Genomic DNA, 24,439 nt, shown 5'->3' with positions numbered 1-24,439 from the left:
GCTGCTATATCTCCCTTACCACCGGTAACAGGACCGTTAGACGACCGGGCTGCGTGCTACTGCACAAGCGGTTGCGCCAGCAGGATCGCTTACGCCGACCCTGTGTACCGCAATCAGCAGGGAGCCTCCATGGACAATATCGTCGTTGCCGATAAGCAAACCACCGTCGCCACCCAGAATGCCTGGGGCAATATCACGCTCAACGGCCCAGGCGTGGTGCAGATGCCCGTTGCGCCGGACCAGGTGGCAACCGTGACCCGGCGGGGTCAGGACCTGATCGTCACCCTCAAGTCTGGGGAAAAGGTCACCGTCGGCAACTTCTTTGCCGTGGACCAGGCAGGTGTGGGCAGTGACATGGTCTTCGTCGGCGAAGACGGCACCCTGTGGTACGCCAACTACGATGCCGAAGCCTTCACCGGTTTCACCTTCCAGGAAGTCGACTCGCTCGATGACCTGGTCGCCGGCATCGGCGTCGCGGGCAGCGAAACCCCAACCTGGGCGATTGCCGGGTTGAGCCTGCTGGGCGTTGGTGGCGCTGCCGCCGCCGCAGGCAGCGGCGGCGGTGGCGGTAGTAGCGGCAGCTCCGCCCCAGGTGACACCACGCCACCCGCCACACCTATCGACCTGCTGGTATCGCCCGATGGCCTGCGCCTCACTGGCCGCGGCGAAGCGGGCGCCACGGTGAACGTGCGTGATGCCGCTGGCAACCTGTTGGGCACCGGTACCGTGGACGCCGACGGCACCTTCACCGTCACCTTGAACCCACCCCAGGTCAATGGCGAAAGCCTGGACGTCAGTTTGACCGACGCGGCTGGCAACATCTCGCAGCCGGGCAACGTGACCGCGCCGGATGCAACCGCCCCCGTGGCGCCCACCGAACTGGCCGTGAACGAGCAGGGAACCACACTCACCGGCCGTGCCGAACCTGGATCCACCGTGCAAGTGCGTGCCGCCGACGGCACCGTGCTGGGTACCGCCGTGGCAGGCGCCGACGGCTCGTTCAGCATTACCCTGCAACCCCCACAAACCGATGGACAGGCGCTGCAAGTCACTGCCAGCGACGCCGCCGGGAACACCTCACCTGCAGCAGCCATCAACGCACCCGATGACGGGGTTAGCAACCCGCCCGACACCACCCCGCCCACGCCACCGACCGACCTGGCTGTCAGCGCTGACGGTAGAGTCGTCAGCGGCCGTGCCGAACCCGGGTCCACCGTGCAAGTGCGTGCCGCTGACGGCACCGTGCTGGGTACCGCCGTGGCAGGTGCCGACGGCCTGTTCAACGTCACCCTGCAACCCCCACAAACCGAGGGGCAGGCGCTGCAAGTCACTGCCAGTGACGCCGCTGGCAACATCTCCACTGCCGGCACCGTCAACGCGCCGGACATCGATACCGGCGGGGGTGACACCACTGCGCCGGCGCCCGCCACTGACCTGATCATCAGCGGCGATGGCCGTACCGTATCGGGGCGCGGTGAAGCAGGTGCAACGGTAACCGTAACGAACGACCAGGGGCAGGTCGTGGGCACCGGGACGGTGCAGCCTGATGGCACCTTCACCCTGCAGCTGACCACGCCCGTGACCAATGGCTCGTCGCTGCAAGTGACCTTGACCGATGCCGCTGGCAACGTATCACCGACAAGCCCACTGACGGCACCAGACCTGATAGCCCCCGGGCAACCGACCGGGCTGGCGCTCACCGACGGCCAAACGCTGACCGGCAGCGCCGAACCCGGTGCACGGGTAGAGGTGCGTGACAGCTCCGGCGACCTGATCGGCAGCGCTATCGCCGGGCCGGATGGCCGCTTCAGCCTCACCCTCGACCCTGCCCAGGCCAACGGCCAACCTTTGGCCATCACGGTCACAGATGCCGCTGGCAACAGCTCCGCACCACTGGCGTATACAGCCCCGGACATCACGCCCCCGGCACTGATCACCGGCGTGATAGTGGGCGCCGGCAGTGTCGTGATCGCGGGCCGCGGTGAAGCGGGTGCCACCGTGCAAGTGCTGGATGCCGACGGCAATGTGATCGGCAGTGGCACGGTGGCAGCCAATGGCACCTTCCTGGTCGAACTGGATGCTCCGGTGGTGGCGGGCGAAAGCATCGTGCTGGTGCAAACCGACGCTGCCGGCAATGCATCGCCTGAGCTGAGCATCACCGTGCCGCAGACGCCCGTACCGGAAGGCCCGGCCGGGCTGGTGGTGGCCCCCGATGGCTCGTCCGTCAGCGGCACGGCGCCTGCAGGCAGCTTTGTCGAAGTGCGCGATGCCCAAGGCAATGTGCTGGGCAGCGTGCAAGCGGGCAATGACGGCACCTTCACCATCGGCCTGACCCCCCCTCAAGCCAACGGCGAACTGCTCGATGTGGTGGCCCTGGACGCAGACGGCAACAGCTCGCTGCCGACCCAGGTCGGCGCACCGGACATCACCGCGCCCAACCTTGCCAGTGACCTGGCCCTGAGCGCCGATGGCGTCACCCTCACCGGCCGCGGTGAACCCGGGGCCACCGTGCAGGTCAGCGATGCCGAGGGCACAGTGCTCGGCACGGCAGTGGTGGGTGCGAACGGCGTCTTCACCGTCACCCTGACACCGGCCCAAACCAATGGCCAGATGCTCGACGTGGCGCTGAGTGACGCTGCCGGCAACACATCGACCGCAACCCTGACCGCGCCGGATCTGGACGGCCCGTTGCAACCTTCCGCGCTGGCCATCGACAGCACAGGCCTGCACCTCACCGGCCAGGGCCAGAGCGGCTCGATCGTCACGGTGCGCGCGCAGGACGGCACCGTACTGGGCACCGCGACAGTCGGCGCCGACGGGCGCTTCGATGTCACCCTCGACCCGCCACAGCGCAACGGCCAGAGCCTGACCGTAGAGGCCACCGACAATCTGGGCAACAGTGCCGGGCCGGTCGACTTCACCGCTCCCGACAGTACCCCACCGCAAGTCGTCGGCAACCCGAGCATCGACGACAGCGGCACCACCGTCAGCGGCACTGGCGAACCAGGTGCCACCGTGATCGTGCGCAGCCCAGACGGTACTGTACTGGGCAGCGTCGAGGTGGCCGGCGACGGTACCTTCGAGCTCACCCTTGCCCCACCGCAGACCAATGGCCAGGCCTTGACCGTGGAGCAACGCGACCCAACCGGTAACGTGTCTGCAGCGGTCGACCTGCCAGCCCCGGACAATCAGGCGCCCGACACCCCCACCGGCCTGGCCCTTTCCGCCGATGGCAGCGTGCTCACCGGTAGCGGCGAGCCCGGCGCGCAGGTGCGCGTCATCGGCACCGGCGGCGCAGTATTGGGCACTGCCGTGGTGGAGGCCGACGGTAGCTTCCGGGTGACCCTCGACCCACCGCAGCTCAACGGCCAGACGCTGTCCGTCACCCAGGCGGACGCTGCGGGCAACACCTCCACTGCCGACACCGTCACCGCCAACGACCTGGAAGCACCGCAACCTGCACAAGGCCTGGGGCTGAGCGCCGATGGCAGTGTGTTGAGCGGGCAAGGTGAGCCAGGCGCCACCGTAGAAGTGCGCGATGCTGACGGGCAATTGCTGGGCGATGCCCAAGTGCAACCCGACGGCAGCTTCACCGTCACCCTCGCCCCTGCCCAGACCAACGGCGAAGTTCTGTCGGTGGTGCTTGTCGACGATCAGGGCAATACCTCGCCATCGGCCACCTTCACCGCTGACGATTCAACCGGCCCTGCCACCCCGACCGGCGTGCAAGTCAGTGCCGATGGCACAACCCTGCAGGGCAACGGGGAGGTCGGCTCCACCGTTGAAGTGCGCAATGCCAACGGCGACCTGCTGGGCACGGTCGTGGTGCCGGTGGGCGGCAACTTCAGCGTGCCGCTGTCGCCAGCGCAACTGGATGGGCAGAGCCTTGAGGTGACCCTCACCGATGCTGCCGGCAACACCTCCCTCGCAGCCCAGGCCACTGCGCCGGACCTCACGCCGCCTGCGCTGCCGACCGATGTAGACGTCAGCCCGGATGGCACCACGGTGACCGGCAACGCCCCCGGGGCCAGTACGGTCACGGTGACCGACCCCAGTGGCAATTCCACCACCGTTGCAGTGAACGGTGACGGCAGCTTCAGCGTGCCGCTTGATACCCCGCTCACCAATGGCGAGACCCTGACCGTGGTGGTCAGCGACGGGGCCGGCAACGACTCTGGCGCATCGACCGTTACCGCGCCGGACACCACACCGCCTGATGCGGCCACCGACATCACGATCAGCCCGGATGGCGGGACCATCGGGGGTACTGCCGAACCCGGCGCCACCATCATCGTTCGCGACGGCACCACTGAACTGGGCACCGCAACCGCCGGGCCGGACGGCACCTTCGTGGTCGAAGTCGACCCACCCCTGGTTGCCGGCGACACCGTGCAGGTGGTGGTCCGGGACGACGCTGGCAACGAGACCCCAGTAAACGTGGACGGGCCAGACGGCACCGAGGTCGCCACACCAACGGCGCTGACCATCAGTGCCGACGGCTTCCTCCTGACCGGCGAAGGCACCGTGGGCTCGCTGATCACCGTGACCTCCGGCGGCACCACGCTGGGCACCGCGACGGTCGGCAGCGACGGCATCTTCCGCGTGTTCTTCAGCGACGCCCAGCTCAATGCCCAGACCCTGCAGGTCAGCGCACGCCTTTCAGCCGGCGGTAAACCTTCCGTACCGGCCACAATCGTGGCCGAAGACAATACCGCCCCGGATGCCCCCACCCAGCTTGCCCTCGACGGCAGCGGCAGTACCCTCACCGGCCAGGGCGAGGTGGGCGCGACCGTGCGCGTGGTCGATGCCCAAGGCACCGAACTGGGCACCGCCATCGTTGGCAGCAACGGCTTGTTCAGCGTCACACTGACACCCCAGCAAGCCAACGGCCAGAACCTCACCGTCACCCAGAGCGACGCGGCGGGCAATAGCTCGCTGGCCGCAACCTTGCAGGCGCCTGACCTGCAAGCGCCTGATGCGCCCGCCGGCCTGAGCCTGAACAGCGCGGCAACCGTCGTCAGCGGCCAGGGTGAGGCGGGCGCCACGGTGACAGTGCGCGATGCCAGTGGCGCGGTGCTGGCAACCGGCACCGTCAACCAGAGCGGCGAGTTCCAGATCACCCTGCCAAGTGCGCAAACCACCGGCAGCGCCTTGCAGGTCACCCTCAGCGATGCCGCTGGCAATGTGTCTGGCCCGGCGAGCCTGGCGACACCGGACCGCACGCCACCGGCGGCGGTCGGCAACCCCGTGCTCAGCGCCGATGGCAGGCAGCTGTCAGGCAGTGGCGAAGCCGGCGCCACCGTGCAGGTGCGCAACGCCGCCGGCACCGTGGTCGGCACCGCGACCGTGGGTGCTGATGGACGTTTCACGGTCACCTTCGATACGCCACAGGCAACCGGCCAGGCGATCGGTGTGAGCCAGCTGGATGCAGCTGGCAACACGTCGCCTGCTGTCACCCTCGACACACCCGACCTCACCGCACCAGCCCCGCTGACCAATGTGGTGCTCAACAATAATGGCCTGACCCTCACCGGCCTGGGTGAAGCGGGTGCCAGCGTGACGGTGCGCGGCCCCGATGGCACCATCATTGGCACCGGCCAGGTGGCCGCCAACGGCAGCTTCACCCTCACCCTGACCAGCGCGCAACTCAACGCCCAGAACTTGAGCGTGACCCAGACCGACGCGGGCAACAACACCTCGCCGCCCGTTGCGGTAACAGCGCCGGACCTCACCCCACCCGCGGCGCCAACCGACCTCGCCCTGGCCAGTAGCGGCGTGCAACTGAGCGGCAGCGCCGAAGCAGGCAGCACCGTGACCGTGCGTGATGCCGCAGGCAATGTCCTGGGTACCGCCGTGGCCAGCAGCAATGGCACCTTCCAGGTCACCCTGAGCAGCGCCCAAACCAACGGCCAGACCTTGCAGGTTACGGCCACCGATGCCGCAGGCAACGTGTCGCCTGCCGCGCCTTACACCGCAGCCGATACCACACCACCCACCGCCGTCGCCAACCTGGCCGTCGCTGCCGACGGCGCCAGCCTGACCGGTACCGGCGAAGCCGGCGCCACGGTCACCGTGCGCGCGCCCGACGGCACCTCGCTGGGGACCGCCACGGTCGGCAGCGATGGCCGGTTCACCGTCGCGCTCAGCCCTGCAGCGATAGCCGGCGAAAACCTCAGCGTGACCCAGGCCGATGCCGCGCAGAACACCTCGCCGGCACAGACCGTGACCGCGCCAGGCGACCTGGCACCGGACATTCCGGACAACCTGACGCTCTCAGCCGATGGCCTGGTGGTTACCGGCAATGGATCCCCTGGCAGCACCGTCAGTGTGTATGGCCCTGACGGCGTGCTGTTGGGCACTGCGCCAGTGGGCAATGACGGCAGCTTCACGGTCAACCTCGACAGCGTTCAGGCCAACGGCGAAGTCTTGCAGGTCAGTGCCGTGGGCACCGATGGCAGTGTTTCGTTACCTGCGACCCTGCAGGCACCGGACACCACCGCTCCACAAGCGCTGACCAACCTGGTGCTGAGCGCCGATGGCCTGACGCTCACCGGCCGAGGTGAGCCGGGGGCCACGGTGACCGTGCTCGGCGAAGGCGGTGTCGACCTGGGCACCGCCGTGGTCGATGCCGATGGTAATTTCAGCATTGGCCTGAGTACCGCACAGATCAATGGCGAGCAGCTCAGTGCACAGCAGAGCGACGCCGCGGGCAATGAGTCCGACAGTGTCAGCCTGACTGCGCCCGACCGCGTGGCACCCGATGCTGCTGGCAACCTGGCATTCGCCGGCGGCGGCAGCGTGCTCAACGGTACCGGCGAGGCCGGCAGCACCGTCAAAGTGCTGGCTGCCGATGGCAGTACACTGGGCAGCGCAGTGGTCCGCGCCGACGGTACCTTCCAGGTCACGCTCAGCGCGCCACAAGCCAACGGCCAGCAGGTACAGGTGGTACTGACCGATGCCGCCGGCAACCAGTCCGACCCCAGCCCCATCACCGCAGCCGATACCACCCCACCGGCAGCCCCCACCGAGCTTGCGATTTCCAGCGACGGGGTTACCCTCACCGGCCGCGGCGAGCCCGGCGCACAGGTGAGTGTGACCAACGCCCAGGGCGACGAGATCGGCACGGCAGTGGTCGATGCCAGCGGTAATTTCACCGTCACGCTCAACCCGGCACTGGGCAACGCCGAACTGCTCAGCCTCAGCCAGGCCGACGCAGCCGGCAACGTGTCGGCGGTCGCCACCTTGCAAACGCCCGACTTCACGCCGCCGGCCATCCTCACACAGGTGGCGATCAATGCCGATGGCAGCGTGGTCACCGGCCAGGGTGAACCAGGCGCCACCGTCACGGTGACCAATGCCGCAGGCGTAGTGCTCGGTACGACCATTGTGCTCACCGATGGCAGCTTCTCTGTAGAACTGTCGCCCGCCCAGATCAACCAGCAAGTGCTGTCGGTACAGCAGGCCGACCCACCCGGCAACATCAGCGCGCCGGTCACCGTCGATGCACCCGACCTCACGCCCCCTGCAGCGGCGACCGAACTGCGTTTCAATGCTGCAGGCGATCAGCTAAGCGGCGTCGGCGAAGCGGGCACCACGGTACGGGTGTACCTGGGTACCACTGAAATCGGCACCGCCACCGTGGGGGCCGACGGTACCTTCGTGGTCGATCTGAGCTCGGCGCAGCTCAACGGCCAAACGGTGCAGGTAACCCTGACAGACGACAGCGATAACGTATCGCCCATCAGCTCGGCCACCGCAGCCGACACCACGCCGCCGGCCACGGTGGTCGCGGTGCTCAACGACAGCGGCACCCAGCTCACCGGTAGCGGCGAAGCAGGGGCGCGCATCACCGTGATGAACGACCGTGGCGACATGGTCGGCCAGGGCGTGATCGACCCTGATGGCACCTTCGTGCTTGACCTCACCACCCCACAGATCGACGGCCAGGTACTGACCGTGGTCGCTCAGGACGCCACCGGCAACCCCAGCGCGCCACTCGAAGTGACCGCCCCGGACCTGGTGCCACCGGAGCAACCCACCGGCCTGGCGCTGGACGCGACGGGCACGCTGCTGACCGGTAGTGCCGAACCCGACAGCATCATCACCGTGCGTGGCCCGGACAACACCATTCTCGGCACCAGCCAGGCCAACCAAGACGGCACCTTCAGCGTGACGTTGAGCCCGGCGCAGGACAACGGCCAATTGCTGACCGTGGTCGCCCTTGATGAGGCGGGCAACGCTTCGCTGCCAGCCACTTACCAGGCTGGCGACACGTCGCCACCTGCACCGGTTACCAATCTGGCCATCAATGCCGACTACGACGTGCTGACCGGGCGCGGTGAGCCCAACGCTACAGTGACTGTCAGCCTGGGAGGCGCTGTGATCGGCACCGGTGTGGTCGATGCCAATGGCAACTTCTCCATCGACCTCGACCCCGCACCTGGCGCAGACGTCACATTGGAAGTGATCCAAGACGACGGTACCAACCCCTCACCAGTACAGACCTACCTCACCCCGGATGTTCCACCCTCAGCGCCCCCGACCAACGTGGTGCTGGACCCTGACGGCCTGACCCTCACGGGTAACGCCACCAGCGGGGCATCCATCACGGTCTATGACAGTGAGGGCAATGTGATCGGTAGTGGTACAGCGGACGGCAACGGCGACTTCAGTCTGCAGCTCGACAGCGCCCAGTTGAATGGCCAATCGCTGTCGGTCACTGCCGAGGCGGTGGCGGGCACTGAGTCGCAACCGGTGTTCGTGCAGGCGGCCGACAGCACGCCGCCGGCCAACCCGGTGGTCACTGCGCTGTCCGCCAATGGCCTGGTGCTGACCGGCACCGGTGAAGCCAATGCCACAGTCACCGTGCGCGATGCCAATGGCAATGTGCTCGGTACCGGCGTGGTCAACGCGGGCGGCGTGTTCAGCATCAACCTGGACAGCGCGCAGCTCAACGGCCAGGTACTCGGTGTGACGCAGGTCGACGCGGCAGCGAATGCCTCGGGCAGCACCAGCTATACCGCGCCGGACACTCAGGCGCCGGCGGCACCGACCAACCTGGCCGTGGGCGGCGCAGGCACCGTGCTGACCGGTGTCGGCGAGCCCGGCGCGACAGTCACCGTCACCGGCCCGGGCGGGCCGCTGGGCAGCGCCGTGGTGCAACCCAATGGCAGCTTCACCGTCAACCTCTCCACCACGCAGAACGACGGGCAGTTGCTCACCGTGCGCCAGTCCGATGCCGCCGGCAACCAGTCCGGCAGCGCCAGCGTCACAGCCCCCGACACCACGCCACCCGCGGCGCCAGTGGCCGCCATCAACGCCAACGGCACCACGGTCAGCGGCTCTGGCCAGATCGGCAGCACCGTCACCGTGCGCGACGCGGCAGGCACCGTGCTCGGCACCGCCACAGTCGGCAGCAACGGCCTGTTCGTGGTCAGCCTGGCGGCGGCGCAGATCGACAACCAGGCCCTGACGGTCACCTTGACCGACGCCAGCGGCAACGCTTCGACCGGCACCGCACTGACCGCTCCAGACCTCACCCCGCCAGCGCTGGCCAGCAACCTGGTGATCAGCGCCGACGGCAGCACGCTGACCGGCAGCGGCGAGGCAGGCGCCACGGTCACGGTGCGCAGCGCCAACGGCACCGTCCTGCAAACCGGCACGGTGCAGCCCGACGGCACCTTCTCCGTCACCCTGACACCTGCCCAGGACAACGGCCAGAGCCTGTCGGTGTCGCTCACCGACCCCCGCAACAATGTCTCCGGCAACGTCACCATCACCGCGCCGGACGTCGACGCCAATGCACCGGTGATCGCCAGCGACAACCTGGCGAGCCCCACCGTCAACCTGGCACCGGTTGTCGCCACGCAGACCTACACCGACAGTTTCACCACCCTGCTGGCGGGCTTCAGCAAGACCTACACCTGGACGGTCGGGGCCGGCACCACGGTTGACCCTACCTTGACGCTGACCACAAGCAGTGCCCTGGCCCTGCTCGACAACACCACCTTCACCTTGCAGGTAAAAAATGCTGCCGGGGCCTGGGTCACGGTGGCGACCGGTAACAGCCAAGGCCTGCTGGACCTGGTCCTGCTGCCTTTGGGCCAAGGGGTGCGCGTCGACATCGGCGAGCTGCAAGCCGGTGAGTACCGGCTGACCGTCGCCAGTGGCGGGATCGGCCTGGTGACCAACGTGACCACCACGCTGGACGTAGAAACCACCAGCCTGACCCAGTTCACCGGCACTGGTACCCCCACTACCGGCAACGTCATCACCGACCCCGGGGTCGACGGCACCACCGATGCCCGTGGCCCGGACAGCAGTGCCGTGCTGCAAGTGCTCAAGAACGGCAGCTACGTCACCGCCGGCAGCGCCACCGAAGTGCAGGGCCTGTATGGCACCTTGGTGATCCGCGCCGATGGCAGCTACACCTACACGCCCAACGGCACCCCCGCCAGCGTCGGCAAGGTGGACGTGTTCAGCTATCAACTGGTGCACGGCAACGGCCTGACCGATGTCGCCAACCTGTATGTGCGGATCGACAGCCCGCAAGCCACGGAGGTCTGGAGCGACAGCAACCTCAGCGCGCCCGCCACGGTGGTCGATGCCGTCAACGACATCGACAGCACCAACATCAGCCTGGCGAACCGGGTGGACACCGCCAGCGCCACACTGGGCACACTGTCCCTGCCGCTGATCGGCTCGCGGCAGGCGGCCTACACCACCACCGTTGCCGCCGACACCACCGCCAACCTGCAAGTGGTACTCAACTCCGCCAACCTGCTGGGCCTGCTCAACGGCACCACCCTCGGCCTTTACAAACTCAACACGGCTACCGGCCAGTACGTCCTCGTGCAGTCTGTGCCCGGTGGGTCGCTGGTCAGCCTGCTCGGCGGCGGTTCGGCCTACACCTTCCAGAACCAGGGCGCCGGTACCTACGAGATCCGTGTCAGCGCAGGTGGCATTGGCCTGGCCAGCTCGATCACCACCAGCCTCAACACCACCACCACGTACGCCAACGAGTTCGTGGTCAGCGGCTACACCCCCGTGACCGGCAACCTGCTGACCGACACTGCCGGGGGCGGAGCCGACAACCTCGGTTCGACGCTGACCGTGCTCAGCGTGCTGGTAGCGGCCAACACTTACGCCATCCCCGGTTACAACGGCGTCAGCGTGGCCGGCACCTACGGTACGCTTCTGGTGAACGCTGACGGCAGCTACACCTATACCCTCAAGGCCGGCCTGACCTCGGCAGTGATCGGCCAACAGGACACCTTCACCTACGAACTGACGCACCCCAACGGCACCACCGATACCGCAACGCTGACCATCAACCTGGACAACGCCACCGGGTTTACCGCGACCACCTCGCTGCTGGCTGAAAGCGGTGACGAGGGGGCGGCCTTGGCCAGTGTGGCCGCGGCCGCATCGACCGAGGTGATTGCCGGCAGCGATGGCAATGACCACCTCGATGGCAGCCAGGGCGGGCACATCAGCCTGCAAGGCGGGGCCGGCGACGACACCCTCATGGTGGTCGACCAGGCCTTTGCCAGCGTCGACGGCGGCAGTGGTACCGACACCCTGCTGTGGGGCGGCGGCGATGCCAGCATCGACCTGAGCTCCCTGGCCGAGCGTGTCCACGACATCGAAATCATCGACCTCAACGACACCAGCGCGGTGGCCCTGACGCTGAGCCTGGCGGATGTGGTGGCCGTCACCGAAAGCGCCAGCAGCACGCTGCTGATCAAAGGTGACGACAAGGATTCGGTGCACATGACCGATAACTGGAGCCTGACCGGCAGCCAGAGCGCCGACGGCATCGACTATAACCAATACACGGCCCAGGAGGATCCGAGCCACCACCTGTGGGTGCAGAACGGCATCCATGTCGTCTGAGGCCGCAGTAACCCGCCGGGCGCCATGCCCGGCGGCAAGGACGATCAGCAGTAAGGGAATTATGTGAAGCGAAGCAGTCCGCTGTCACCGCTGTTGCCGGGAGCCGTCGCGCTCCTGGTATTGATTTGGAACCCGGTTGCGCAGGCAGCCGATGACATAGACCCCTCGCTACGCACCATCGGCCCGTCACTGCTACGCGATGCCCCCGATGCCATCCCTGCCCGCCCCGCGGCAGGCCAGGCCGCCACCCATGGCGATCGGCTCGGGCTGGCCGAGGCGGTGCTGGCCGCTGCGCAGTGGCACCCCAGCATCGCTGAAGCCGTCGGCAACCTGTACAAGCAAGGCGAAGGCATCAACGTGGCGCGCGCCGGTTACTACCCGCAGCTTTCCGGCGGTATCCGTACCGGCTATGACAGCGGGTATGGCGGCGACCGCAGCAGCCAGGCGCTGAACCTGTCGCTCAAGCAGATGCTCTACGATTTCGGCAAGGTCGACAGCGCCGTCGACGCTGCCAAAGCCGCTGCCGCCCGAGCCCAGGCCAACATCCTGCTGGTCATCGACGACCTGGCCCGCGATACCGCCTACGCCTGGATCGAAACCCGCCGCTACGAGCAGCTCATGGTGATTGCCCGTGAGCAGATCAACGGCGTCAACGCTATTGCCGGCATGGCGCGCCAGCGCAGCGACATGGGCGCCAGCACGCGCTCCGACGTGGTCCAGGCCGAGTCCCGGGTGGAAGGCGCGCGCGCGACCCTCGAGGAGTATCAGGCCCAGTACCAGCGCTGGCGCTCTACCCTCGCCGCCCTGCTCGGCCGCGTTTCACCGCCGGCCCTGGCCGAAGAAACGCCCCCCGAACTCGACCAGGCCTGCAAGCGCCCACCGCAGGGCGACGACCGCCTGCCTGCAGTGCTCATGGCCCTGGCCCTGCGCGCACAATCCCAAGCCGAACTGGCACAGGCCAAGGCCGAGGCCTACCCGACGCTGTCGCTGCAGCCGCAGGTCAACCACTACCTGGACAACGACTACGACCGCGACAACAACCGCCTCGACCGCACCCAGGCGGGCATTTACCTGAACCTCGAGGTGCCGATCTACCAAGGCGGTGCCATCAGCGCCCGCAGCCGTGCGGCCGGGTATGCCCTGACCGCTGCCGACTCCGCCGAAGACGCTGCACGCCTGCAGGCCCGTCGCGGTCTGGCCGAAGCCATGGCGCAAACCTCGGGGCTGGGCCGCCGGCTGAGTTCGCTCCAGGCGCGCCAGGCCAGCATCAAGGAGGCACGCATGCTCTACGGCCGGCAATACCTGGACCTGGGCACACGGCCGCTGCTCGACCTGCTCAATGCCGAGCAGGAAATCTACCAGTCGCGCTTCGAACTTGCCGGCACCCGTTCCGACCTGCTGCGCCTGGATGTCGACTGCCTGTACAACACCGGCGCCCTGCGCATGGCCTTGGGCCTTGAAGGGCGCAACCTGCAAGGGGTGGAGATCGAGCCATGAACGATACGGTCAACCTGAGCCAAGCCACGCAGCAGCAAAACCCGGAGCCAGCTGTCGTCCATCGGCCGGACCTTGGCCCTTGGCTTGAAGTCATGCTGCAGGTCGCCCACCACTACCGGTTGGATGTATCGCCCCAGCGCATCCGCCTGGCGGCCGTCGAAGATGCCCGGCCGCTGGATGAAATTCTGCGCCACATGGCGCGCCAGGCCGGCCTGTCCCTGCGCTTCGTGCGTTTCGATGCCAAGGCCCTGCGGCAATGGCGTACCCCCCTGGTGCTGGAACTCAACGATGGCCAGCTGGCTGTGGTCGAAGCCGTGACCGAGGACAACCAGCTGGCCGTGGTGTTCGCCGGCGACCAGGGCCTCACCTCGCGCCTGCCCCGCGAAGCGCTCGAAGGGCGCATCAACCGCGTGGCACTGATGCGCCCGGCACGGCCATTGCGCGACGTACGTACCGACGACTACACCGCCCCGTACGACCGCCATTGGTTCGCCCGCATCGTGTTGCGCGACCTGCGCCCGTACGGGCAGGTGATGGTCGCCTCGCTGGTGGCCAACGTGCTGGCCCTGGCCGGCGTGCTGTTCTCGATGCAGGTGTATGACCGGGTGATCCCCGCCGAATCGCTGCCTACCCTGTACGTGCTGTTCGGCGGTGTGGTGCTGGCGCTGGTGTTCGATTTCAGCATGCGCCTGCTGCGCCTGAAGGTTACCGACCTGCTCGGCAAACGCGCCGACCTGCGCGTGTCGGACCTGGTCTACGGCCATGCCCTGCGCCTGCGCAACTCGGCGCGGCCGAAATCCACCGGCTCGTTCATTTCGCAACTGCGCGAGCTGGAGTCGATCCGCGACCTGATCACCTCCAGCACCGCCACCGCGCTGGCCGACCTGCCGTTCTTCCTGTTGTTCCTGTTCGTGTTCTGGCTGATCGGCGGCGTGCTGGTGTTCATCCCGCTGCTGGCGCTGCTGGCCATGCTCCTGCCTGGTTTGCTGGCGCAGCGCCGGCTGGCACGCCTGGCCAATGCCTCGATGCGCGAATCGTCCCTGCGCAACGCCATGCTGGTGGAAAGCGTTCAGGGCCTGGATGAAATCAAGGCACTGCAGGCCGAAGCGCGCTTCGAGCGCCAGTGGAACCAGTACAACGCAGCCTGCGCGCACACCAACCTGCATCTGCGCACCCTGACCAACGGCCTGGTGACCTGGACCCAGAACGTGCAAGGCGCGGTGTTTGCCGTGGTCATCGTCATCGGCGCGCCGATGGTGATTGCCGGCGACCTCACCACCGGTAGCCTGGTGGCCGCCTCGATGCTGTCCTCGCGGATGATGGCGCCGCTGGCGCAGCTGACCCATGTGCTGACCCGCTGGCAACAAGCCAAGGTGGCGCTACAGGGCCTGGACAAACTGATGCAGGCGCCGGTCGATCACCCCGAAGGCGAAGCCCGGGTACACCTGCCGGCCATCCGCGGGGAGTACCGGCTGCGCCAGGCCAACTTCCGCTACGACCCCGAGGCACCACCGGTGCTGAACATCGGCCAGCTGGACATCCGGCCGGGCGAACGCATCGCCGTGCTGGGGCGCAATGGCGCCGGCAAGTCGACGCTGTTGCAGGCGCTGGGCGGTGCCATGGACCTGGTGCAAGGCGAGGTCACGCTCGACGGCATTGCCCTGGCCCACCTGGACCCGGCCGACCTGCGCCGGGACGTCGGCTTGCTGGCGCAGTATGCGCGGCTGTTCCACGGCACCCTGCGTGAGAACCTCACCCTCGGCGCCGGCCAGGCCAGTGACCAGGAGCTGGTGGCCGCGCTGGCCGCCACGGGCGCCCTGGAGTTCGTGCGCCGCCTGCCCAAAGGCATGGACCACCTGATTCTGGAAGGCGGCCTGGGCCTGTCCGGCGGGCAGCGCCAGGCATTGGTGCTGGCACGTTTGCTGGTGCGCCAGCCGCAGGTACTGCTGCTGGATGAACCCACCGCCTCGCTGGACGACACGACCGAACGCAAGCTGCTCGATAACCTCGACCGCTTCTGCCAAGGCCGCACTTTGGTGATCGCCACCCACCGGTTGAGCGTGCTGCAACGGGTGGAGCGGATCATCGTGCTCGAAGGCGGGCGCATCGTCATCGACGACAGCCGTGACGCCGCCCTGGCCAAACTGCAAGGAGCGCAGGCATGAGCAACCATGAACTCCCCGCGTCCTACCTCGATGGCCAGGACGATCAGGCCGTGCTGCGCGCCGGCCGCGTGATCACCGTGTGCGCACTGATGCTGGCCGCGTTCCTGGCCTGGGCTGCCTGGTTCGAGGTCACCGAAGTCTCTACCGGCACGGGCAAGGTGATCCCCAGCTCGCGCGAGCAAGTGATCCAGTCGTTCGAAGGCGGCATCGTCGCCGAGATGAACGTGGCCGAAGGCGATCTGGTCGAGCGCGGCCAGGTGCTGGCCCAGCTCGACCCGACCAAGACGGCCTCCAGTGTCGGTGAAAGTGAGGCCAAGTACCGTGCGGCCACCGCCAGCGTTGCCCGCTTGCGCGCCGAGGTCACCGGCAAGCCGCTGGTTTTCCCCGACAGCCTGCGCGACTCGCCGGAGCTGATCGACGCCGAAACCGCGCTGTACCAGACCCGCCGCCGCGGCCTGGAGCAGACCCTGGCGGGTATCGAGGACTCGCTGCGGCTGGTGCGCAGCGAACTGCAGATTACCGAGAACCTCGCCAAGATGGGGGCCTCCAGCCGGGTCGAAGTGATCCGCCTCAACCGCCAGCGCTCGGAACTCGAGCTCAAGGCCAACGAAGCGCGCTCCGATTATCTGGTACGCGCCCGCGAAGAGCTGGCCAAGGCCAGCGCCGAAGCCGACAGCCTCTCGGAAGTGATCCGCGGGCGCAGCGATTCGCTGTCACGCCTGACCTTGCGCTCGCCGGTGCGGGGCATCGTCAAGGACATCGAGGTCAACACCCTGGGCGGGGTGGTACAGCCTGGTGGGCAGGTAATGAAGATCGTGCCGATGGACGAACGCTTGCTGATCGAGACGCGCATCGCCCCCCGCGACATCGCCTTCATCCACCCCGACCAGGCGGCCAAGGTGAAGATCAGTGCCTATGACTATTCGGTGTATGGCGGGTTGGAAGGCAAGGTGGTGGGCATCTCGCCGGACACCCTGCAGGATGAGGTGAAGCCGGAAATCTATTACTACCGGGTGTTCATCCGTACCGAGCAGGACAGCCTGCAGAACAAGGCCGGCAAGCGCTTTGCGATCGTGCCGGGGATGATTGCCACGGTGGATATCCGCACCGGTGAGAAAACCATTCTCGATTACCTGATCAAGCCGCTGAACCGGGCCAAGGAAGCCTTGCGCGAGCGCTAGGGGCCGCTGCGCGGCCATCGCCGGCAAGCCGGCTCCCACCGGGACCGTGTCAGCTTCCAGGTGTTGGGTAAGACAGCTGCCGGACTGCGCCCAAGAAGTTGGACGCCAATCCAATGTCTTGTGGAGGTCCATCTGGTGGGAGGGGTCATGTCAGCTTCCAAGTCTTGGGTAAGGCAGCTCCCGAGCTGCCCCAGGAAGTTGGACACCAACCCAATGTCTTGTGAAGGTCCATTTGGTGGGAGCCGGCTTGCCGGCGACAGGGCCAGCGAAGGCGACCGCCAAGTTAAAGCCTGGCCCGAACAGGCCGATAACCGGTTATCCCCTGTCTTCCATGAAGGTCACCATGGCCACGCAAAATGCCCGCGCGGACGCGTTGTCCCTGCTGCTGTTCACCCTGCGCAGCGGCAAGCTGATGGCAATCAACCTGCTCAAGGTCAGCGAGATCATCCCTTGCCCGTCGCTGACCAAGTTGCCCGAATCGCACCCCCACGTGAAAGGCGTGGCGACCCTGCGCGGCAACCCGCTGTCGGTGATCGACCTGTCGCGGGCCATCGGTGAACGCCCACTGGCCGACCCCGACGGTGGCTGCCTGATCGTCACCGAGATCAGCCGCTCGCGCCAGGGCCTGCATGTGCAGGCAGTGAGCCGCATCGTCCACTGCCTGAGCACCGACATCAAACCGCCGCCCTTTGGCTCGGGCAACCGCTCGTTCATCACCGGCGTGACCCGCGTCGACAACACCTTGGTGCAGGTGCTGGACATCGAAAAGGTGATCCACGCCATCGCCCCGCCGGAGCCGGAGCCTGCTCCGGGCAAACTGAACGAAGAAGACGCCAGCCTGCTGGCCGCCGCCAACATCCTGGTGGTGGACGACAGCCAAGTGGCGCTGCAGCAGTCGGTGCACACTCTGCGTAACCTGGGCATCGACTGCCACACCGCCCGCAGTGCCAAGGATGCGATCAACGTGCTGCTGGAGCTGCAAGGTACTGCGCAGGAGATAAACATCATCGTGTCCGACATCGAGATGTCGGAGATGGACGGCTATGCCTTCACCCGCACGCTGCGCGAAACACCGGACTTCCAGCACCTTTACGTGCTGCTGCACACCTCGCTGGACAGCGCGATGAGTGCCGAGAAGGCCAGGCTGGCCGGGGCCAATGCCATCCTCACCAAGTTCTCCTCCCCGGAGCTGACCGATTGCCTGGTGGTGGCGGCGCGCACGGTAGTGTTTGCCGAACGATGAAGGCCGTGCTGTCATATCCAGCGACAAACTCCCTGGCCTGTTGCCAGGGATGAGTCGGTCATACTTCGCCACCCTCGAACGTTTCACGGTATAGCGTATGAAGTTTTTCAGCTCTCTCCTGATCGCCTGCGCCGTTTTCAGCGGTGTTGCCCAGGCCTCCAGCAGCCAGGCCTGGAACGAACAACGCCAGCAGATGCTCAAGGCCTGCCTGGCTGCCAGCCAGTTCAAGGATGCCCACGCCCGCGGCAAACCTGCGGAGTTCGATGACCAGGTGGGCTTCAGCGCCCTGGTCATCGAAGGGGTGTATCCACAAAAGCACATGCAGCGACGCACCGGCTCCGAGCTGTGCCTGTACGACCGCCAGCAGCAGCGGGCCTTCGTCAGCGAATGGAACCTGGGCGCCAAGTGAACGACTCTTTGCGTTTTGCCTGTACCGGCTGTGGCAAGTGCTGCACCGGCCACCATGTGCCACTGACCTTGGCCGAGGCGCGCCAGTGGGCGGCCTCCGGCGGCCAGGTGGTAGTGCTGATCGAAGCCTTTGTGGAGGACGGCCCGGGGATGCCGGCAGACCAGCGTGAGCATGTGCTGCGCCGCTCGCACCCGGTGCCTTGCGGCGACAGCGAGGTGCGGGTTTCGGTGACCTTTGCCGCGTTCAACCCTGGGCGCTGCCGCAACCTGGACGAAAACGACCTGTGCACCATCTACGAGAGCCGGCCGCTGGTTTGCCGCATCTACCCGGTGGAAATCAACCCGCACATTCCACTCCGGCCAGAGAACAAGGACTGCCCGCCCGAGGCTTGGGAGCAAGGGCCTGAGCTGATTCATGGTTCATTGCCGGTGGACCCGGCGCTGCAGGCACTGGTGCAGGCGTCCCGGCAGGCAGATCGCGATGACATCGCGGCCAAGGTTGCCGTGTGCCAGGCCTTGGGCATGACCATCAGCGCGCTCAAGGGCAATGGCTTCACGGCCTACCTTCCAGACATGGGGGCCTTGGCTGCAGCGCTGGCGGATATACCGGCACCGCACGGTGCGCCGTGGGCCTTGCACGTCCAGGACGCAGCCCTGCTGGCCAGCCTGCAGGCGCAGGGTTTGCAGGCCGGCGACACGCCTTCGCAGTACTACGCCTTCATCGGCTTCTGACAAGCCTGCGCTTTACCTGTGCAAGCAACCGTCTTGCCTAATTTCTAGAGGCCAGCGCAATCCAAGTGGGTGCCGGGCTTGCCGGCGATGGGCCGCAAAGCGGCCCCACAACCGCTTAGGCGCTGCGGTTCATGCCCATTTCCATGTCGTTGATCAGTGCTTTGGCCATGGCACTGAGAATGCGTGCCGCGCTGCCAGCGATCATGTTGCCCTCCATCTCGGCTTCCTCGCTCAAATGCCGGATACAACCGAGCAAGACCGACAGCTCATCGAACGCATGATTGAGCGGTATGCCCGGCTGGATGGCGTACAAGCCGAGGAATGTTTCCTTACCGGCTGTGCTGCGCAGGTTCAGTTCATCACTCACGGTTGATCTCCTGCATCGCCATATGGGCGACAAGGACACGCAGCAGTTCAGTGAGGATGCCGAGGTTTTCCAGCAGCGCGTAGCGATGGTCTTCGGCTTCGGTGTCGAGGTAGACCTGGCTGGTTTTGCAGAAGCAGTCCATCAGCGTGGCAGCGTGAGCCTTGGCGTCCTCGGCGCAGAGGCCGGCGATTATTGTGATGTAAGGGATCGGGAATGCGATCGGTGGATCGGGAACGATTTTTTTCATGATGACTTTCCTGAAGATGCTACTGGAAAGCGACCACCTTGTTCTTCTCACGGATTGGGTGGCAGCCGTACGCGAGGTGAGAAGACCGCGTCCAGGAACCGCGGCCCGGACCGAAGCCCGCACACGCACGGCTGCCATGAAAAATGGCATCCTGGATACAGCTGCGGCTTCTCACGGCCGCTCGCCGTTGTGGCGAACCGCGAAGTTATCGCTGAAGCATTTCCCCGACTATCAGACGCCATCCGACAGAGCGCGTAGGATAATTCCTCATGGCCGCACTCTTGAAGCATCTGGTTTCAGATTCAGAATCTTCTTACGCGCTAAGGACTGCCAGCTAAGCCGCCCAACCTGTCAGCGCTGTCAGCCAGCTGTCACGCTGCCGACCCGGTCACAGCGCTATAAGCTTCAATACAACCTCCCTCTTGGCCAAGGTGCCCGCGCCGATGCGACGTCCTACCCGCCCTCTCCTGCTGGCTACCACCGCCCTGCTCGCCCTCGCAGCCTTGGGCATCTGGTATGGCCAGCGCCAGGAGGCGCCGGTTGCGCGCGCGCAAAGCACCATCCCGGTGCGCGTGGTCAGCGTTGCCCAGCAGGACGTGCCGCGCTACGCCAGCGCCATCGGCTCAGTGCTGTCGCTGCACAGCGTCGAAATAAAACCCCAGGTCGAAGGGGTGCTGACCCGGGTACTGGTCAAAGAGGGGCAGTGGGTAAAGCAAGGCGACCTGCTGGCAACCCTTGACGACCGCAGCATCCGCGCCAGCCTGGACCAGGCCCGCGCTCAGCTCGGCCAGAGCCAGGCGCAAATCCAGGTCGCCGGTGTAGACCTCAAGCGTTACCGCCTGCTCAGCAGCGATGACGGCGTGTCCAAGCAGACCCTCGACCAGCAACAGGCGCTGGTCAACCAGCTGCAGGCCACCGTAAAAGGCAACCAGGCCGCCATCGCCAATGCCGAAGTGCAACTCTCCTACACGCAGATTCGCTCCCCCGTCACCGGGCGCGTTGGCATCCGCAACATCGACCCCGGCAACCTGGTGCGCGCCAGCGATACGCAGGGCCTGTTCAGCGTGACCCAAATCGACCCCATCGCGGTCGAGTTCTCCTTGCCGCAACAGATGCTGCCAACCCTGCAAGGCCTGCTCAAGGCGTCGGCCCCTGCATTGGTGCAGGCCTACATGGACGCCGATGGCGAACGCACCCTGCTGGGTGAGGGCCACCTGGCCTTGATCGACAACCAGATTTCGGCCAACACCGGGACGGTGCGGGTCAAGGCTGAATTCGACAACAAGGACGGCCGGCTGTGGCCAGGGCAACTGGTGACCATCCGTTTACGCACCGCGGTGCAGGAGAACGCCCTGGTGGTGCCACCGCCGGTGGTGCAGCGCGGCGCCGATGGCCACTTCGTCTACCGCCTGGACGGTGACAAGGTCACCAGTGTGCCAGTCAAAGTGCTGTACCAGGACAGCGGGCTGAACATCATTGCCGGGGTCAAGCCGGGCGAGCGTCTGGTGCTCGATGGCCAGTCGCGGCTCAAGCCCGGCTCGCGCGTGGAGGTCGCCCCGGACGCACCGCCACCGTCGGAAATGGCCGACGGCCGGGGCCAGCCATGAACAGCCGCAACAGCGTATCGGCCTGGTGCGTCGACCACCCCATCGCCACATTGCTGTTGACCTTCGCCCTGGTACTGCTAGGCGCCATCGCCTTTCCACGGCTGCCCGTGGCGCCCTTGCCGGAAGCCGACTTCCCGACCATACAAGTCACCGCCCAGTTGCCTGGGGCCAGCCCGGAAACCATGGCCTCTTCGGTGGCCACGCCGCTGGAGGTGCAGTTCAGCGCCATCCCCGGCATGACCCAGATGACCAGCAGCAGCGCACTGGGCTCCACCACCCTGATCCTGCAGTTCACCCTGGACAAGAACATCGACACTGCCGCCCAGGAAGTCCAGGCGGCCATCAACACGGCTACCGCGCGCCTGCCCCAGGACCTGCCCAACCCACCGACCTGGCGCAAGGTCAACCCGGCCGACAGCCCGGTGCTGGTACTCACCGTCAGCTCCGCGCAAATGCCTGGCAATGACCTCAGCGACTATGCCGAGACGTTGCTGGCACGCCAGCTGAGCCAGATCGAAGGCGTCGGCCTGATCAACATCACCGGCCAGTTGCGCCCGGCCATCCGTGTGCAAGCGCAGCCGGAAAAGCTCGCTGCCATGGGCCTTACGCTCGCCGACCTGCGCCAGGCCATCCAGCAGACCAGCCTGAACCTGGCAAAGGGCGCCCTGTATGGCGAGCACAGCGTGTCGACCATCGCCGCCAACGACCAGCTGTTCCACCCCGAGGACTACGCCAGGCTGATCGTCTCTTACCGCAACGGCGCACCGGTGCACCTGCAGGACGTGGCCAAGGTGATCGACGGTGCCGAAAACGCCTACGTCAAAGCCTGGTCCGGCAACCAGCCGGGGCTGAACCTTGTGGTGTTCCGCCAGCCTGGCGCCAACATCGTCGAAACCGTGGACCGCGTGCTCGGCGCCTTGCCCAAGCTGCAGGAGATGCTGCCGGCCTCGGTCGAGGTGTCGGTGCTGCAGGACCGTACCCAGACCATCCGCGCGTCGCTGCATGAGGTGGAACTGACGCTGATGATCGCCGTGGCCCTGGTGATCGGGGTGATGGCGCTGTTCCTGCGCCAATGGTCGGCCACCCTGGTTGTCTCCAGTGTGCTGGCCGTGTCGCTGATCGCCACGTGCGCACTGATGTACGTGTTCGGTTTCAGCCTGAATAACCTGACCTTGGTGGCCATCGTGATTGCTGTCGGCTTCGTGGTGGACGACGCCATCGTCGTGGTGGAAAACATCCACCGCCATCTGGAAGCCGGCGAAGACAGCCGCACGGCAGCGCTCAAAGGGGCAGGCGAGATCGGCTTCACCGTGGTGTCGATCAGCTTCTCGCTGGTTGCCGCGTTCATTCCGCTGCTGTTCATGGGCGGGGTGGTTGGCCGGCTGTTCAAGGAGTTCGCCCTGACCGCCACCGCTACCATCCTGATTTCGGTGGTCGTGTCGCTGACCCTGGCACCGACCCTGTGCGCCTTGTTAATGCGTCGCCCGCCCTCGGCACATAAAGGTGGCTTCGGCGAGCGGCTGGTGAAGTGGTACGAAAAAGGCCTGGACCGGGCCCTGGCCCACCAGCGCCTGACCCTCGGCGTGTTTGGCCTGACCCTGGCCCTGGCTGTGGTGGGTTACGTGGCCATCCCCAAGGGCTTTTTCCCCCTGCAGGACACCGGTTTCATTCTTGGCACCACTGAAGCGGCGGCGGATGTGTCATACCCGTCGATGATCGACAAGCACCTGGCACTGGCGAAAATCATCGAAGCCGACCCCGCCGTGAGGGCCTTCTCCCATTCGGTGGGCGTTACCGGGAGCAACCAGACCATCGCCAACGGCCGTTTCTGGATCGCCCTCAAGCCCCGCGGCGAGCGCGATGTTTCGGCCAGCGAGCTGATCGACCGGCTGCGCCCAAAGCTTGCGCAGGTGCCTGGTGTGGTGCTGTACATGCGTGCCGGCCAGGACATCAACCTCAGCTCCGGCCCGTCACGCACCCAATACCAGTACGTGCTCAAGAGCAACGACGGCGTCGCCCTCAACCTGTGGACCCAACGCCTGACCGAGCGCCTGCGCGATAACCCGGCGTTGCGTGACCTGTCCAACGACCTGCAACTGGGCGCCAGCGTTACCCGCATCGACATCGACCGCCAGGCGGCGGCCCGTTTCGGCCTGACCACCACCGACGTCGACCATGCGCTGTACGACGCCTTTGGCCAGCGGCAGATCAGCGAATTCCAGACCGAGACCAACCAGTACAAGGTGATCCTGGAACTGGACGCACAACAGCGCGGCAAGGCCGAAAGCCTGAATTTCTTCTACCTGCGCTCGCCCCTGACCAACGAAATGGTGCCGCTGTCGGCCTTGGCGCATGTCGCCGCGCCCAGCACCGGGCCGCTGTCGATCAGCCATGACGGCCTGTTCCCGGCCGCCAACCTGTCGTTCAACCTGGCCCCTGGCGTGGCCTTGGGCGATGCGGTGGCGATCCTGGAGCGCACCCAGCGCGAGCTGGGCATGCCCGACTCGATCAGCGGCAACTTCCAGGGCGCGGCGCAGGCGTTCCAAAGTTCGCTGTCGAGCCAGCCGTGGCTGATCCTCGCCGCACTGGTGGCGGTGTATATCATCCTTGGCGTGCTCTACGAGAGCCTGGTGCACCCGCTGACCATCATCTCGACCCTGCCGTCGGCGGGCCTGGGCGCGTTGATACTGCTGTGGGCGATGGGCCAGGACTTCAGCATCATGGGCCTGATCGGGGTGGTGCTGCTGATCGGCATCGTCAAGAAGAACGGCATCCTGCTCATCGATTTTGCCCTGGAAGCTCAGCGCCAGCGTGGCCTGACGCCTGAGCAGGCCATCCACCAGGCATGCCTGACGCGCTTTCGGCCCATCATCATGACCACCCTGGCCGCCCTGCTCGGCGCGGTGCCGCTGATGTTCGGCTTTGGCGCCGGTGCCGAGCTGCGCCAGCCGCTGGGTATCGCTGTGGTCGGCGGCCTGCTGGTCAGCCAGGCCCTGACGCTGTTCACCACCCCGGTCATATACTTGGCGCTGGAGCGCCTGTTCCATCGCCCCAAGGCCGCCAGCGCGGTCGCGCCGAGTCCCCACTGAGACAAGAC

The 24,439-nt window shown here is 66.3% G+C and carries 11 protein-coding genes; 9 read left to right on the top strand and 2 right to left on the bottom strand.

The window, feature by feature from the left end; genetic code table 11:
- Positions 1–129: 129 nt before the first annotated feature.
- The 7 genes from ACIPZC_RS07725 (at position 130) to ACIPZC_RS07695 (ending at position 19,121) form a co-directional block, all read left to right on the top strand.
- A complete protein-coding gene (locus tag ACIPZC_RS07725; protein WP_400626031.1) occupies positions 130–11,895 on the top strand; it encodes a BapA/Bap/LapF family large adhesin in 11,766 nt (3,921 codons plus the stop codon).
- A gap of 63 nt (positions 11,896–11,958) precedes the next feature.
- Positions 11,959–13,392 (top strand): TolC family outer membrane protein, encoded by a 1,434-nt coding sequence (locus tag ACIPZC_RS07720; RefSeq protein ID WP_400626029.1) that lies wholly within the window; start codon positions 11,959–11,961, stop codon positions 13,390–13,392.
- Positions 13,389–15,557 carry a type I secretion system permease/ATPase gene (locus ACIPZC_RS07715; protein ID WP_349974831.1) on the top strand — a complete coding sequence of 723 codons (2,169 nt, stop codon included), beginning with the start codon at positions 13,389–13,391 and terminating at the stop codon, positions 15,555–15,557. Before ACIPZC_RS07720 ends, ACIPZC_RS07715 begins: the two co-directional genes overlap by 4 nt.
- Positions 15,554–16,738: an HlyD family type I secretion periplasmic adaptor subunit gene (locus ACIPZC_RS07710; RefSeq protein WP_241804139.1), complete on the top strand. Its 1,185-nt coding sequence runs from the start codon at positions 15,554–15,556 to the stop codon at positions 16,736–16,738. Before ACIPZC_RS07715 ends, ACIPZC_RS07710 begins: the two co-directional genes overlap by 4 nt.
- 343 nt (positions 16,739–17,081) lie before the next feature.
- Positions 17,082–17,981: a chemotaxis protein gene (locus ACIPZC_RS07705; protein ID WP_241804138.1), complete on the top strand. Its 900-nt coding sequence runs from the start codon at positions 17,082–17,084 to the stop codon at positions 17,979–17,981.
- Between the two features lie 97 nt (positions 17,982–18,078).
- On the top strand, positions 18,079–18,390 hold the full coding sequence (locus ACIPZC_RS07700) for a hypothetical protein (RefSeq protein ID WP_241804137.1): 312 nt from the start codon (positions 18,079–18,081) through the stop codon (positions 18,388–18,390).
- Positions 18,387–19,121 carry a YkgJ family cysteine cluster protein gene (locus ACIPZC_RS07695; protein ID WP_267818650.1) on the top strand — a complete coding sequence of 245 codons (735 nt, stop codon included), beginning with the start codon at positions 18,387–18,389 and terminating at the stop codon, positions 19,119–19,121. Before ACIPZC_RS07700 ends, ACIPZC_RS07695 begins: the two co-directional genes overlap by 4 nt.
- 115 nt (positions 19,122–19,236) lie before the next feature.
- Here the strand turns inward: ACIPZC_RS07695 and ACIPZC_RS07690 are convergent, their stop codons facing one another.
- Positions 19,237–19,488 (bottom strand): DUF3077 domain-containing protein, encoded by a 252-nt coding sequence (locus ACIPZC_RS07690; protein ID WP_400626026.1) that lies wholly within the window; start codon positions 19,486–19,488, stop codon positions 19,237–19,239.
- Positions 19,481–19,735, bottom strand: coding sequence for a hypothetical protein (locus tag ACIPZC_RS07685; RefSeq protein WP_400626024.1), 255 nt, complete (start codon positions 19,733–19,735; stop codon positions 19,481–19,483). The genes ACIPZC_RS07690 and ACIPZC_RS07685 overlap by 8 nt, the downstream gene beginning before the upstream one ends.
- 443 nt (positions 19,736–20,178) lie before the next feature.
- Here ACIPZC_RS07685 and ACIPZC_RS07680 point away from each other — a divergent pair, with 443 nt between their 5' ends.
- Together ACIPZC_RS07680 and ACIPZC_RS07675 are read left to right on the top strand one after the other, a co-directional pair.
- The gene (locus tag ACIPZC_RS07680) at positions 20,179–21,342 is read left to right on the top strand and encodes an efflux RND transporter periplasmic adaptor subunit (protein WP_400626022.1); all 1,164 of its coding nucleotides are present in this window, start codon (positions 20,179–20,181) and stop codon (positions 21,340–21,342) included.
- Entirely contained in the window at positions 21,339–24,431 is a 3,093-nt protein-coding gene (locus ACIPZC_RS07675) for a multidrug efflux RND transporter permease subunit (RefSeq protein WP_400626020.1), read from the top strand. Before ACIPZC_RS07680 ends, ACIPZC_RS07675 begins: the two co-directional genes overlap by 4 nt.
- Positions 24,432–24,439: the final 8 nt, after the last annotated feature.

Origin of the sequence: Pseudomonas sp. NPDC089743, assembly GCF_044748785.1 — a bacterium.
Taxonomy (GTDB): Bacteria; Pseudomonadota; Gammaproteobacteria; order Pseudomonadales; family Pseudomonadaceae; genus Aquipseudomonas; species Aquipseudomonas putida_X.
Note: the sequence above shows the minus strand (reverse complement) of the source record. Positions and strands in the feature narration are given on the sequence as shown.

Excerpts from the sequence above, each read along its gene's own strand:
- ACIPZC_RS07680 (WP_400626022.1), top strand. The coding sequence starts at position 20,179 with ATGCGACGTCCTACCCGCCCTCTCCTGCTGGCTACCACCGCCCTGCTC.
- ACIPZC_RS07725 (WP_400626031.1), top strand. The coding sequence starts at position 130 with ATGGACAATATCGTCGTTGCCGATAAGCAAACCACCGTCGCCACCCAG.
- ACIPZC_RS07700 (WP_241804137.1), top strand. The coding sequence starts at position 18,079 with ATGAAGTTTTTCAGCTCTCTCCTGATCGCCTGCGCCGTTTTCAGCGGT.
- ACIPZC_RS07715 (WP_349974831.1), top strand. The coding sequence starts at position 13,389 with ATGAACGATACGGTCAACCTGAGCCAAGCCACGCAGCAGCAAAACCCG.
- ACIPZC_RS07710 (WP_241804139.1), top strand. The coding sequence starts at position 15,554 with ATGAGCAACCATGAACTCCCCGCGTCCTACCTCGATGGCCAGGACGAT.
- ACIPZC_RS07685 (WP_400626024.1), bottom strand. The coding sequence starts at position 19,735 with ATGAAAAAAATCGTTCCCGATCCACCGATCGCATTCCCGATCCCTTAC.
- ACIPZC_RS07705 (WP_241804138.1), top strand. The coding sequence starts at position 17,082 with ATGGCCACGCAAAATGCCCGCGCGGACGCGTTGTCCCTGCTGCTGTTC.
- ACIPZC_RS07675 (WP_400626020.1), top strand. The coding sequence starts at position 21,339 with ATGAACAGCCGCAACAGCGTATCGGCCTGGTGCGTCGACCACCCCATC.